Origin of the sequence: Agarivorans sp. TSD2052, assembly GCF_023238625.1 — a bacterium.
In the GTDB taxonomy this organism is placed as follows: Bacteria; Pseudomonadota; Gammaproteobacteria; order Enterobacterales; family Celerinatantimonadaceae; genus Agarivorans.
Genome location: NZ_CP096670.1, coordinates 4,191,062 through 4,205,633 on the forward strand (window position 1 = coordinate 4,191,062; position 14,572 = coordinate 4,205,633).

Consider the following 14,572-nt stretch of genomic DNA (forward strand, 5'->3'; position numbering starts at 1 on the left):
AAAATTTAGGCCACCATTTTGAAAATCAAAAATAAGTTTATAGCGATACTGATACAAATCACAATTTGATTGAACAACACTATACTAATGACTTTTAAATCAATAAATTGACAATGAATTAATCACCGATTAAAAACTTAACTGAAGGCTATAAATGGATTTAGTAAAGCTCGTTTCACTCCCAGTCATTGCCTTATCGTTTCTCATAGGATGTGGGGGCGGAAGTTCAAATAGTTCTCAAACTACGAATAATGAAGAATCAGTACCTGAATTACCTAGCGTTCAGGGGGAGTTCAAATCGAAAAAAGATAGCGGATTTGTCTTTCCTACCAACCTAATTAGCATGTATGCGAGCAATAAATGTCAGCGTTATGACAGATATTATGAAACAGAAAATGTTTTAGTATTTGGCAGCGCCGTTCCTACAGCGGAACTATTTGAGCGATTTGCCACCTGGACCGAATTTGGCCTTACCGAGTTAAAGCAAAAAATGGGCGTTGATCTCGTTGCGCTACAACAAAAATATTCCTTTAGCTTAGAAACCTATTTAACAGCAGCAAAATACCTACAAGAACAATTAGGCCATTTCGAAGGCAACATGTTGTATCAACAAATTACCGGTGAAGAACTCCCCCTTAGTTACGAAGACATAACTAGCTTTCCCGAACAGCAAAAGTTCTTATATAAAAAAGTCCGCCAATTGAGCCTAGTTCAGCTAAATACTCTTATAAAAATCATTCAAGAGGATTCTGCTTACAGTAAACTTTCAGCGAGTTTTGCTCAGGCTTTACCGGGTAAACCTATAGTGTGCTTAAATCCTGCTTATAACAGCAGTGATTTGTGGGCGACTGGCAATTTAGTCGGCTATACAGCCCGCACTAATGACGCAAGACCTAGCTCGGCGTACATTGTGACCCATGAACTTACCCACACTCTGCAGCATCAATATGTCACCTACTTAAGTCAGGTAGATCGCTGGTTTTTAGAAGGAAGTGCCGAGTATGCAATGGGTCATGAACCTGACCCTAACAATCACACTAAAGGCTACCCTCTTGATGACAAATATCAGAGCGTATTAGGCAGTAATTCTTATTCTCACTATGGTATAGCGGTTACTTACTTAGAAGGCACATCACCAGGCTTTACGATGAACGTACTAAAGCATATTGCTGACCACGGTATATACCATGTCGTAGAATACGGCGACTACTCAGAATACGAATACGATAAGTTCAATCAACCAAACCCCGATTTTAGAGCCGCATTTAATGCCTATGCTAAACGCCCAGACGGTAGCGCACTGACTTATGCCGATTTTGAAAGTGAATACCACGAATTAATTGATCAGTGGATCGCCATAAGCCCTACTGCTTTATCCCGTTCGAGCAGCCAATTAATAGATACCAACTCAGAACCGTTCTTGCTAGAGCGCTAATTTGAAGCGCATAAAGCCTGATGATTGATTCACAGGCTTTATGCTTAATATTTGGAAGTTAAGGCACCAACCAGCGAGTGGCCGACCAACGAGTTAACAGCCAACTAACGGCAAAAGCCAAGGCTAAGGCCACTGCTGTTATTACCAGCAAAGCAATGCTCGAATGGCCAAACCATTGGTAGATACCGTAATCTGGATTTCGCACCGGAATGAGGAATAACGGATGAACTAAATAAATACCAAAGCTGTATTTTGATATGGTTTTAATTAGCGGCCTCAAGCCATCAGGTATACGTTCAGCATAAGCCTTAGCCAATACAAATAGGCTCATGGCAATTACCGCCGTATTAAGACTTTTATAACCCATAAATACGCTGCTGTATTCACCTTGCTGCCAAATGTAAAAAGCACTGCCAAACACATTAAAAGCCAGTGTAGCCACACCCGTCGCTAACCAAAACTTCAAATAAGGTGTTTGATCATGGTTAAACAAATACCACCCCATAACCAAATAACCGCTATACAAGATAATATTCTGACGTAAGGGGGTTTCTACCTTTAGCCAATGCATTAAGGTGAGAACTAACCAGGCCGCTAACAACAATAATATGCGCTGTTTTTCCATCTTATAGAGCAAAGGCGCGAGCAATGGAATGACAAAATACAGCGGAATGAAATCATAGAAAAACCACAAGTGGTACCACGTGTGTTCGTTAGGCGCATTTTCCAATAGATTGGCAGTAACATCCCAGGACCAAATGCCTTGTTGGTAACCGCCGATAAACGCATAGATAACGGTCCAAGCTAAAAATGGGAGTAATACTTTTGCTAACCTTCTCGGCAAATAATGGCTTACATTAAATGGCCGTTGGTCCGACATCAGCAATGCACCACTAATCATAATGAACACCGGTACAGCCCAACGACTAATCGCATTAAGAGAGACTGCTGGCAGCCATTCGTGCCAAGCCAAATCAGGCACTAAATCGCGATAAGGCCCTAGCACGTGAATACTCACCACCGCAATGGCAGCAATAAAGCGCAAACATTCAATATAAAATAAGGAGGGTCTGGTGGTTTGCTTAGCACTCATGAAAATTTGCTTACTTAAGGTAAATATTTAACTCCAACTGTAGCACAGTCATTTGCCTATGAAAGCCTTTAACCTTACACTAAGGCATTGAATAAAAGCCAAATTGCAAGGAGTGCAAGTGCCCATTTACAGTCTATGGCACGATAAACGTAAGTTTGTGGTGGTGCTGTCGCTATTGTTGTTATGTGCTTTTTGGCTAACCTCATGGTTAAGTTATCAAGTCGCCCATAACTCTTTGAGCGAACAGATTGAAACCAATCATTTGCCATTGACCAGTGATACAATTTATTCAGAAATTCAACGCGACTTATCACGGCCCATTTTTATTTCTTCGCTAATGGCGCAAGATACCTTTGTTCGTGACTGGGCCATTCAAGACAACGAGACAGCCGAACCCATTGTTCGTTACCTCACTGCTATTCAACAACGTTATCAAACCGTTACTGCCTTTTTTGTTTCAAGTAAATCATCTCGCTACTATCACCCTGACGGCATCATAAAAACACTATCAAAAAATAACTTAGATGACGCTTGGTTTTTCCGCGTCAGTCAGCTGCCTCCCGCCCAAGACTATGAAATCAACATTGACTATGACACTGCCGATGCAAACCGTATTACGGTATTTGTAAACTACAAAGTGTACGATTTTGATGGAAAGCTGATTGGTGTAACGGGTGTTGGTCTAAACGTAGAATCCGTTAAAGAAATGATTAGCCTTTATCAACAGCGCTATCAGCGTAGCGTTTACTTCATTGATGCCACAGGCAATTTAGCCCTCAGTGATAACAATTTCCAAGGGCCCCGAAATATTCATCAACGCGAAGGCTTGGCCGAGCAAGTTGATTTATTGCTGAGTAGCCACAATGGCCGTTATCACTTTATGGAACAGGGAAAAATGCACTTTTTGAACGCTCGTTATATTCCAGAGTTTGACTGGTATTTGATGGTTGAACAGGAAGATGCTCCCGCTACCCAACAACTTCAGCAAACCTTAATACTCAATTTAGTGATCAGCATTGCTGTGACCTTAGGCATGCTACTTGTGGCCAACTTTACTTTGGGGCGCTACCAGCGTCGCCTAGAGACATTAGCCTCTACCGACAAACTAACTGGCGCCTTTAATCGGCAGAGTTTTGAAGGACAACTTGAGCAGGTGATAGACATACAACACCGAGCCAGTAGTCCCTGTTCGCTGATAATTTTTGATGTCGACCACTTTAAGCATATCAACGACAAATTTGGCCACTTAGTTGGAGATAAGGCGTTAATAAAAGTGACTGAGATTGCCGAAAAAAATATCCGCCAATCGGATATTGTATGTCGCTGGGGAGGGGAAGAGTTCGTTATACTCTTGCCTAACTGTGATGCCTTAGCAGCCTTAGAGGTCGCTGAAAAAATCCGTATAGCCATTAACAATGATCAACAAACTATCGATGGTCATCAAGTCAATTTGAGCATCAGCTGTGGTATTGCGCAAATCAAAACCCATGAAGTCCTCGCCAGTTTAATGATTAACCGCGCAGATCAAGCCATGTATCAAGCCAAGCAAAATGGTCGCAACCGCAGCGTGGTTGCAGATTAACTCAATAACAGAAACTTCGCCCACCAAGAAAAGGTGGGCGCTAACGCTATTGCGCGCTAGGTGGGTAGTTAGCTAACATCAAAGCGATTTGCTCACTAATGAATTTAGCACGACTCTCTGGCCCCATGGTTTCACGTAGTTGGCTTTGCGAGATAGACCGCCAAACTATTGATGTGGTCTTTGGGTCTAGAAACTCGACCACTAATTTACCGTATTTACGTTCTTTGTAACGATCGGGTGAACTCATCCCTATCGCCCCATGCTTACGCCCTACACCTACCGAAAAAGAACCACCGTAAGACTCTAACTCGGTTGCTGTATCAACGCGGTAATCAACCAATAAATCTGCTTGTTCGATAGTCACAGCCTGCAAATGTTTCATCTGCAACTGGCTAGTTAACTCTCGCTCAATTCGTTGAGCGTCAATGCTAACCACCGCCCCTTCGGGCATGGGTGAGAAGGCAAAATCTTGATACTGGGAGAAATCTTGATCAACATTGTAATCAGTGGCGGGTTTAACCGTACAAGCCACCGTTAAACTCGCCACACAGGCGATAATAAAAAAACGATACATTTGCTACTCCAACTGCCAATAAACTTTAACGACGATAATCTAAATCTAACATAAGTCGGCGCTTTTACCGCAGTTTGTTAATACTTAACCACAGCGCGGCGCTCTGTTATAATCGCCGCCGTTATTTTTATCGTGGTTTATCATGTCTCAATTTGAACAGCGCTTTGGTGGCATCGCCCGCTTATACGGTACAGCCGCACTGGCAACATTCCAACAATCTCACGTTTGTGTCATTGGCATCGGCGGAGTGGGTTCGTGGGCAGCAGAAGCTTTGGCCAGAAGCGGTATTGGCCGAATCACTTTGATTGATTTAGATGACATTTGTACCACCAACACTAATCGTCAGATCCATGCTACACGCAATACTATCGGCCAATCTAAAACTGAAGTAATGCGCGAGCGCATTCTACAAATCAATCCAGAATGTGATTGCATCGAGATTGAAGACTTCGTCACCAAAGATAATCTGAGTGAATACATCACTAAGGATTTTGACTACGTGATTGATGCCATTGATAGCGTCAAAGCCAAATCTGCGTTAATTGCCTACTGTAAACGCAACAAAATTAAGTTGGTGACGGTAGGCGGCGCTGGTGGACAAATTGACCCTACTCAGATAAAAATCACTGATTTAGCCAAAACCATTCAAGACCCATTAGCCGCCAAAGTGCGTAATGAGCTGCGGCGTTTTTATAACTTTAGCAAAAACCCTAAACGTAAATTTGGCGTGGATTGCGTTTATTCTACCGAGCAACTGATATATCCCAGCAGTGACGGCACCACTTGCATGGCAAAACCCGATGCTGGAGGCAGCATGCGTATGGATTGCAGTAGCGGTTTTGGCGCCGTGACTCACCTTACCGCTAGTTTTGCATTTGCCGCGGTATCTCGAGTGTTGAAAAAATTGGCCTGTTTATAACACCGTATGTATGCCCATATATAGAGACAAGGCCTTGATAGCCTATGATTAAAATCATCATTTTTGATTAATGTGTCGATTTTTTTGTCGCTAAATGAACGCTAAACCTAAAAAAATATCGGATTTAAGACTAATTACTAAGCGCTGTTCTATGCTTAATTAACCAGCAAAGGAGAGCCAAAATGTCTTGGGATAAATCCAGCCTACGCTTTAAAATTCTGTCGGTACTGATCGCATCGCTAATATTATTAATGGCTGTCGCCATTTACACTGCCGTTCAATTACGAGAAACCGCGCATAAATTTGATAAACTCACTCATACCGAAGTGCATCTAGAAGAAGTCACCCTGCTTTCTCACATTGCCTTTAAAACACAGATTCAAGAGTGGAAGAACGTATTACTGCGCGGCCATGATGCTAATCAAAATAAAAAATACTGGGGACGCTTTCAAGAGCAACAGCAACAAGTACAACAGATGGTCACGACCTTGGTGAGCGAACTACAAGCGTCAGACTATCCAGAGTTAGCCAATATCGCTAGCAGTTTTCTGGCATCTCACAAAACCATGGGCACAGCGTATGCAAAAGGCAAAGCCGCATACGAAGCTGCAGGTTTCGATTATAGAGTGGGTGATAAAGCGGTGGCAGGCATTGACCGAGCGCCATCGAAATCAATGCAAGCCTTAAGTGAGCAACTAGCTGCAATCACTGCCAAGCGTTTTGCTGAAAACAATACGCAGGCCACAGCGGTCAGTAATATTAGCTTTATCATCATTGGTATTAGCGGTGTATTGGTTATTTTTGTCAGTTTTATTTTCATGGAACGTCAATGTATTAAACCGATTAACTCTCTGGTAGAAGACATCGACGTATTAGCCAATGGCAAGCTAAACATCACGGTAAACCTAAAGCGCGGCGATGAGCTAGGAAGACTGGCAGACGCAACCCGTAAACTGCAGCAATTTTTGCTTACCACGGTTGCCGATTTAAGCCAATCAGGAGAGCAGCTACACAGCTCTTCTGGCATGTTAAACAGCATGTCTGAAGACTTAGCTAAAGGTACTCATCAACAACGTGAAAGCTCAGATCTGGTGGCAACTGCCATTCAAGAAATGTCACACTCTGCCAATGAAGTGTCCCAAACGGCTGCCAATACCGCCGATACCACTCATAATACCGATCTCACCGCCCATAATGGCGCAGAAGCAATGAAACAGGTAATCAACACTATAAATACCCAAGTATCAGATATCAGCCACGCCGGTGAAGTGGTAAAAGATTTGGCCACTGATACCAATAATGTGGGTGCTGTCTTAGATGTGATTAAGGGGATTGCCGAACAAACCAATCTACTGGCACTCAATGCCGCTATTGAAGCGGCCCGCGCTGGAGAGCAAGGCAGAGGCTTTGCGGTGGTGGCCGATGAGGTCAGAACACTGGCGCAAAAAACTCAACAAAGCACCAGTGAAATTCAAAATATTTTGGAGAAAATACAAGGGGGCGCTAATAACGCAGTGACCGCTATGGAGCAAAGCCAAAACCGTACTGATGAGGTGGTGCAACAGGTGGAAACCGCTGAAAATCTAATCTCGGAGATTGTCACCTCTATTGGTAGTATCAACGAGATGAATTTACACATTGCGTCTGCCGCTAAAGAGCAAACCACCGTCGCAGGAGAGATAGCCACCCTGATTGAGCGGATTGCCGATGTGGCTGCCCAAAATTCTCAGCAAGTGGATGAATCAAATCAAATTAGCGAGCAACTAAATGCCCTCGCCGATGACTTTAATACACAACTCAAACGCTTCGTTTATTAATGCTTTACTGCAATAAAAAACCCAGCATTATGCTGGGTTTTTTGTCTCTAAGATAAGCTCATTGACCTAATCGGCAACCGTTTCACCTTCTAGGTGATCAACACTTGGCACCGGTTTATGGTTAGCACCTAAGTACGAATAGATCACCGGTAATACAAACAAGGTAAATACCGTACCAATCGATAAGCCGGCACAAATCACCATACCAATATCGAAACGAGCCGCAGCACCAGGTCCAACAGCCAATAGCAGAGGAATTAGACCCGCGACCATCGAAATAGTGGTCATCAAAATCGCACGTAAACGAATACGCGCCGCATGACGAATGGCAGTAATCTTATCTTCACCACGCAAAATTTGACGCTCTTTGGCGACTTCGCACATCAAAATACCGTGTTTAGTAATCAAGCCCACCAGGGTGATCATACCAATTTGGGTATAGATATTAAGCGTTGCCAAGCCCCAACCCATCATCAACAAGGCGCCACATATCGCCAAAGGCACCGACACCATAATCACAAGTGGATCTCGGATGCTTTCAAACTGCGCCGCTAATACCAAGAAGATAATCGCCAAGGCTAAACCAAAGGTTGCGAACAGCGCCGACCCCTCTTGCACATACTGACGCGATTCGCCTTTGTATTCAAAACCATAACCCTTTGGCAAAATCTCAGCCGATTTTTGCTCCAAGAATGCCAATGCATCCCCCATGGTTTGGCCGGGCATCAGCGCACCATTCAAGGTAACAGAGTTAGTTTGGTTCATTTGCAACAGGGCATCTGGCTGACCCGTTAAGTCCCACTCAATCAAGTTAGCCAAAGGCACAGGGCTACCATCTACGGTTTTCACGTAAAATTGACCTATCGCCTCAGGGCTTAAGCGGTCTACCCGCTTAACCTGCGGAATAACTTCATAAGAGCGACCGTCATAGTTAATGTGGTTAATGTAACCATCCCCCATTAAGGTGCCCAGCGTACTGGCAATGTCGGCCATTTTTACGCCATAAGCACCCGCTTTATCGCGGTTCACTTTGATATCTAAGGTGGCGGTTTGAAATTTGGTATCCAAGTCGGTAAATACAAAGAAACCACTGTGCATCGCAGCTTGTTGCAGCTCTTGCGCCAAACTCACCAAAGTGCGGTAATCACCAGTACCTTGCAATACAAATTGCACAGGGAAACCGCCACTCCCGCCGGGTAACACTGGCAGTGGGAATGATGCCACCGACACACCCGCAAGATCGGCAGTTTTTTCCTGAATGGTTTTAACCAAAGTATCTTGGTCCATGGTGCGATCTTCCCATACCGTGGTATTTAGGAAGCCAAGACCTTGCGTTGCGCTAGGAATACCCGCCAAGGTAAATGAACCGGCGATATCATCTAACTCTAAGCCAATACGCCCCACTTCAGTGGTGTACTGGTCCATATAGTCAAGGTTGGCGCCGGCTGGGCCATTTGCCATAATCATTGCCGCCCCCTTATCTTCCGCCGGTGCTAACTCGGTGGGGATGATTTTCAGCAAGGGATAGAGCGAGGCCATCACCAGTATCGCGAATACCACAATCACCGGTCGACGCTTAAGCAAAGCGCCAATCATCTTGTCATAACCGCTATCTAGACGGTCTAAGAAGTTATGTACGCCAACCTCAAATCGACCCGGGTTAGGGTTGTGTTTAAGTAATACCGAACACATTACTGGCGAGAGCGTTAAGGCCACAAAACCCGATACCACTACTGCGCCCGCCAAGGTTAAAGCAAACTCAGCAAACAGCACCCCAGTTAAGCCTTCAACCAAGGCAATCGGCGAATACACCGCGGCCAAGGTGATGGTCATTGAAATCACCGGTAAGGCAATTTCACGCGTTCCGACAATGGCGGCATCAAAAGGCTTCATACCTTGTCGAATATGCCGGTCAACGTTCTCCACCACCACAATCGCATCATCTACCACCAAACCAATAGCAAGTACCATGGCTAATAGCGTGAGCAAGTTAAGTGAGAAGCCGAGCGCTTGCATAGCTAAACAAACACCAATCAGCGATAAAGGAATCGCAATCACCGGAATGAGTACCGCGCGCAAATTCCCCATGAATAAGAAAATGACCACCACCACAATAATGGTGGCTTCCACAATCGTAGTCAGTACTTCATTAATGGATGATTCTATGTACTCGGTTGAGTCGTAGAGTACTTTCATCCCCATACTGTCCGGCAGGTTAGCCTCAATCTCCGGCAACATGTCGATCACAGACTTAGCTACAGTAAGCGGGTTTGCTGTTGGTGTAGGGTCAATGGCCACCACCACTGCGGTTTGCGCATCCGCTTTAGCGCGCACTGTTTCACGCGCAGCGCCTAATTCAATGTCGGCCACATCACTTAAACGCACAATACCATTGTTGCTGCGAGAAACGATTAACTGCTCGAACTCTGCGCGAGATTTTAAATCAGTATCCGCTTCAACGTTGTACAAGAAAAAACGACTTTTTGCCTGGCCCGGCGCCGATCTAAAGTTGTTATTTTGTAGTGCACTCACCACCTCGGCGGCGGTAAGCTTATGGTTAGCTAGCTTAATAGGGTCAAGCCACACTCGCATCGACAACTGAGGACCATATACGTTGGCTTTTGCCACCCCGGTGATGGTCACCATTTGCGGTTGAACATTGCGGTTAACATAATCAACAATTTGCGCCGATTTAAGCTCATCACTACTAAACGCAATGTACATAATCGAGGTACTAGAACCAGTAGAGCGCGAAATGTTCGGGTCTAAAGCTTCACTGGGTAAACGGGCCCGTACAGCATTAACCTTAGCCATCACTTCTGATAGCGCGGCATCGGGATCTGAGCCTGTCTTCATATAAGCAGTAATGGTACTGCTACCCATGGCAGATTTAGATTCCAAGAAATCCAAATTGTCAGCCTCAGCAATTGACTGCTGCAAAGGTTGGGTAATAAAGCCTTGAATAACTTCAGCAGGCGCGCCGTAATAGGCGGTGCTCACCGTAATTACTGTGTTGGTTAACTCTGGGTACTCTCGAATTTGCAGTTTGAAAATGGACTGAATACCCACAATCAATAACAGCAAACTCAAAGACAGAGCTAACACCGGCCGCCGAATAAAAATATCGGTAAATTTCATGACCTAAGCTCCTAGTCTTTTGGCAAGTTTTGGTCGCGTTGTAAGAAACTATCTTCAACAATCCGCACCATTGCACCATTGCGCAAACGAACCTGGCCAGAGATGACAACTTGCTCGTCAGCAGCCACACCTTGAGTAATCACGGCTACATCGCCGCGGCGTTCGCCAACCTGAATAGTGCGCTGTCTTGCCACCAAGCTTTCACTACCGTCTTCAGCAGTCACTTTATCTAATACATAGAGAGATTCTCCGTATAAAGAGAAAGAAATAGCTTGCTGGGGAACCACCACCTGATGGGGTTTAACCGGTTGCCAAATACGTACACTGGCATACATGCCTGAACGTAATAAACCGTCAGCATTAGGTATAGTAGCCTGAACCTGAATCACCCCACTTTGTGGGTCTACGGTAGGTTCAACGGTGGTAACTTGGCCTTTAAACCATTGCTCTGGATAAGCATCTGAATTTAGCTCAATCTCAGTACCACGCTTAATTAGAGAGATATCTTTTTGCGGTACAATAAAACGTAGCAACATGTGGTCAAGGTTTTCTAAGCGCGCCATATCCTCGCCCGCTTGAAGATATTGACCTAAATTGATTTGGCGAATACCGATCACCCCATTAAATGGCGCTCTAATCTCACGACGCTCAATGGTGGCTTTCAGTGCTTCGATATCATTCACTAAGGCTAAATAATTAGATTCAGAGTCATCAAACTGAGTCTGTGATACTGAGCCACGCTCTAATAGCGATTTATTACGCTCCATCTGTCGCTTAATCGCCGGCAACTTAGCCTTAGCACTGGCAAGATTAGCTTTTTCAACTTCGGCTTCTAGGCTCACGAGCAAATCACCCGCTCGCACTGTATCACCCGATGAGAAATGAATTTTGGTTACCAGACCGGCTACCGAACTGGTGATGTTCACCCCTTGGTAAGGTTCGATAAACCCAATCGACTCAATTGCAGCTTGCCAATCTTGAGACTTAGCTAAAGCAACTTCTACTGGCATCTCTGGCACCGGTCGCTTAGCCATAAACTCGGCAATTTTTTTCTGCTTAAACGAGTAAAAACCAAACACGCTACCAAACAGTATCACTGAGAGGACTAGCATGATTGCCATCCATTTTTTCATTTCCCAACTCCAATCACTAAGGGTGAATCGTAATAGCATCCCAGCTGGATAATAGAGCGGCATCCATGTCTTGCTCTGTAAAATTAACGTCTCTTAAATAGGCAAACCGACAAATTTCATGCACCGAACCAAAGGCTAAAGCATAGAGCATTTCCCCCGGCAAGGGCTTAAAACAGCCTTGATCAACGCCTGCGCTGAAAAAGAGTTTTACCGGTTCAAACAACTCCTGAATTAGCTCTCGATGGCGAGTATTACGTGGCAAGGTCTCTAAATGAACCCATAAGCGTTGTACTGTGGGGTTCATTTGATGATAACCCAATGCGTTAAGCCATAAGCGTCGGTGCTGGTTTCTTAGGCCTTGTTCTTGTTGTATACCATCCAGAAACGCCTCTGCAAAAAGGCGCAAATTACGCTCATGTAACTCCGCCATTAACTGTTCTTTATCTTTAAAGTACAGATAGATAGTGCCAGCAGCCACTTTTGCTTGCTTAGCAACACGTTGCATCGTCAATGCTTCTAAGCCCGAACGACTAATCAGGGTTTCAGCAGCGGCAAGAATGCGGAGGCGTTTATCAGGAATCATAAAATGAACGTTTATTCAGTAAGAAATGGGGATTATAGAGATCATCAAAAAACAATCAATGAATAATCGTTCATTTTTTACTTTTTAGTTTTTGATGACTTAAGTCTAGCGTAGATCGACACGCAGTGATCAGCTAAAATACTCGGCCAAATTAGAAGGAAAGCTTAGTGAAGTTAAATCCCGCTCAATCGAAAGCCGTAAGCTTTGTATCAGGCCCATGTCTTGTATTAGCTGGTGCTGGCAGTGGTAAAACACGTGTCATTACCAATAAAATTGCTCATCTGATTCAAAATTGTGCTTACAACGCCAAACATATTGCAGCGGTCACCTTTACTAACAAGGCTGCGCGCGAAATGAAAGAGCGTGTAGGCCAAACCTTGGGCCGCAAAGAAAGCCGCGGCTTACGGGTATGTACCTTTCACACACTCGGCTTAGATATTATTCGCAAAGAGTATAAAACCTTAAAGCTAAAACCTAACTTCTCGCTATTTGACGATCAAGACCAAATGGCGCTACTCAAGGAACTCACCGAACAACAATTAGACGGCGATAAAGACCTACTTAAACAGCTAATCACTACCATTTCTAATTGGAAAAATGATCTTATATTGCCTGCGCAAGCAGTAGCTAGAGCTACTGGGCAAGGTGAGCAAGAGCAGTTATTTGCCAGCTTATACCAAGCTTATCAGCGCCAACTAACTGCTTATAACGCGCTAGATTTTGACGATCTGATTCTCATGCCAACCTTATTGCTGATGCATGATGCTGCGGTGCGTAAGCGCTGGCAAGATACCATTCGTTACCTATTGGTAGACGAATATCAAGATACCAATACCAGCCAATATCAGCTGGTAAAGCTGATTACTCAAGAACGCGCTTGTTTCACGGTGGTAGGCGATGACGACCAAAGTATCTATTCTTGGCGCGGAGCCCAGCCGAAAAACTTGATGCAACTGCAACAAGACTTTCCTGCACTGCAGGTCATCAAACTGGAGCAGAACTATCGCTCTACCCAGCGGATCCTAAAATGCGCTAATATTTTGATCGAAAACAACGAGCACATCTTCGATAAAACGCTGTTTTCAGAACTTAACTATGGTGAAATCGTTAAGATTTTATTTGCTAAAAATGAAGAGCAAGAATCTGAACGGGTAGTGGCCGAATTGATTGGCCATCGCTTCATGAATAGCGCTAGCTATAAAGATTACGCCATTTTGTACCGGGGTAATCATCAGTCTCGCTTACTCGAGAAAACCTTAATGAATAACCGTATCCCCTATAAAATTAGTGGCGGAACTTCATTTTTCTCGCGCGCCGAAATTAAAGACATCATGGCCTACCTACGGGTGCTGGTTAACCAAGATGACGACAACGCACTACTGCGAGTAATCAATACACCTCGTCGTGAAATTGGCCCCACCACCTTAGAAAAAGTAGGTACCTACGCTAACGAACAGAACATTAGTTTATTTGCTGCGACCACTCACTTCGCCATGACCACGATTTTGCCTGCGCGTGCCCTTAATGCCGTAAGCCAATTTTCGCAATGGCTGCTGGCTCTAGCAGAACGGGTTGAACGAGGTGACGCCCAACAAGCCGTTAGGGATTTAATTCGTGATATTCACTACGAAGACTTTCTCTATGAAACCAGCCCTAGCCCCAAAGCAGCCGAGATGCGAATGAAGAACGTCTCAGAGCTATTTCGCTGGGTCAGCGGTATGTTAGAAGGTGATAGCGACAACGAGCCAATGACCCTACCGCAAGTCGTTAATCGTTTGATTTTGCGCGATATGATGGAACGCGGTGAAGATGATGAAGATAGCGATCAGGTACAACTGATGACCTTGCATGCTTCTAAAGGTTTAGAGTTTCCGTTTGTTTATCTAATAGGCATGGAAGAAGGCTTATTGCCTCACCAAAGCAGTATTGACGAAGACAATGTAGAAGAAGAGCGCCGTTTAGCTTATGTGGGTATCACTCGCGCCCAACGAGAGCTCACCTTTACTCTCACTAAAGAACGTCGCCAATTTGGTGAGCTAATCAAGCCTGAACCAAGCCGTTTTTTATACGAGCTACCTCAAGACGATTTACAGTGGGAACAACGCCGTAAAAAAGAAACCGCAGAACAGCGTCAAGAAAAAGGCTCCATTGGTATCGCCGCCTTACGTGCAGCTTTAAACCAAGATAAATAGACGTTAATGAACCCGCACGCTCAGCCATAGCACGGTGCTGGTGTTCTGGATAAGCCTAAGTCGTTGCTTGACCAACCAAGCAACAGACCTCTCCTGCGCACAAAAA

The 14,572-nt window shown here is 44.6% G+C and carries 10 protein-coding genes; 5 read left to right on the forward strand and 5 right to left on the reverse strand.

The window, feature by feature from the left end; translation table 11 throughout:
* Positions 1–154 precede the first annotated feature (154 nt).
* Positions 155–1,435: a hypothetical protein gene (locus M0C34_RS19210; protein ID WP_248713265.1), complete on the forward strand. Its 1,281-nt coding sequence runs from the start codon at positions 155–157 to the stop codon at positions 1,433–1,435.
* Positions 1,436–1,493: 58 nt separating this feature from the next.
* On the opposite strand, the gene M0C34_RS19215 is transcribed toward M0C34_RS19210, so the two are convergent.
* Entirely contained in the window at positions 1,494–2,528 is a 1,035-nt protein-coding gene (locus M0C34_RS19215) for an acyltransferase (protein WP_248713266.1), read from the reverse strand.
* Between the two features lie 118 nt (positions 2,529–2,646).
* On the opposite strand from M0C34_RS19215, the gene M0C34_RS19220 reads away from it, so the two are divergent.
* The gene (locus M0C34_RS19220; RefSeq protein WP_248713267.1) at positions 2,647–4,110 is read left to right on the forward strand and encodes a sensor domain-containing diguanylate cyclase; all 1,464 of its coding nucleotides are present in this window, start codon (positions 2,647–2,649) and stop codon (positions 4,108–4,110) included.
* 46 nt (positions 4,111–4,156) lie between these two features.
* Here M0C34_RS19220 and M0C34_RS19225 read toward each other — a convergent pair whose 3' ends face one another.
* A complete protein-coding gene (locus M0C34_RS19225) occupies positions 4,157–4,684 on the reverse strand; it encodes a DUF4136 domain-containing protein (protein ID WP_248713268.1) in 528 nt (175 codons plus the stop codon).
* 142 nt (positions 4,685–4,826) lie between these two features.
* Here M0C34_RS19225 and tcdA point away from each other — a divergent pair, with 142 nt between their 5' ends.
* Both tcdA and M0C34_RS19235 read left to right on the forward strand, forming a co-directional pair.
* Positions 4,827–5,603 (forward strand): tRNA cyclic N6-threonylcarbamoyladenosine(37) synthase TcdA, encoded by a 777-nt coding sequence (gene tcdA / locus M0C34_RS19230; protein ID WP_248713269.1) that lies wholly within the window; start codon positions 4,827–4,829, stop codon positions 5,601–5,603.
* A 182-nt stretch (positions 5,604–5,785) separates the two neighbouring features.
* Positions 5,786–7,420 carry a methyl-accepting chemotaxis protein gene (locus M0C34_RS19235; protein WP_248713270.1) on the forward strand — a complete coding sequence of 545 codons (1,635 nt, stop codon included), beginning with the start codon at positions 5,786–5,788 and terminating at the stop codon, positions 7,418–7,420.
* A gap of 66 nt (positions 7,421–7,486) precedes the next feature.
* On the opposite strand, the gene M0C34_RS19240 is transcribed toward M0C34_RS19235, so the two are convergent.
* Genes M0C34_RS19240 through M0C34_RS19250 form a run of 3 tightly spaced genes read right to left on the reverse strand, consistent with a single transcriptional unit; the run spans position 7,487 to position 12,274 of the window.
* Complete coding sequence (locus tag M0C34_RS19240; protein ID WP_248713271.1) at positions 7,487–10,558, reverse strand: efflux RND transporter permease subunit; 3,072 nt, start codon at positions 10,556–10,558, stop codon at positions 7,487–7,489.
* Positions 10,559–10,569: 11 nt separating this feature from the next.
* The gene (locus tag M0C34_RS19245) at positions 10,570–11,691 is read right to left on the reverse strand and encodes an efflux RND transporter periplasmic adaptor subunit (protein ID WP_248713272.1); all 1,122 of its coding nucleotides are present in this window, start codon (positions 11,689–11,691) and stop codon (positions 10,570–10,572) included.
* Between the two features lie 16 nt (positions 11,692–11,707).
* Entirely contained in the window at positions 11,708–12,274 is a 567-nt protein-coding gene (locus tag M0C34_RS19250) for a TetR/AcrR family transcriptional regulator (protein ID WP_248713273.1), read from the reverse strand.
* A gap of 167 nt (positions 12,275–12,441) precedes the next feature.
* Between M0C34_RS19250 and rep the strand changes: the two genes are divergently transcribed.
* Complete coding sequence (gene rep / locus M0C34_RS19255; protein ID WP_248713274.1) at positions 12,442–14,466, forward strand: DNA helicase Rep; 2,025 nt, start codon at positions 12,442–12,444, stop codon at positions 14,464–14,466.
* Positions 14,467–14,572 lie beyond the last annotated feature (106 nt).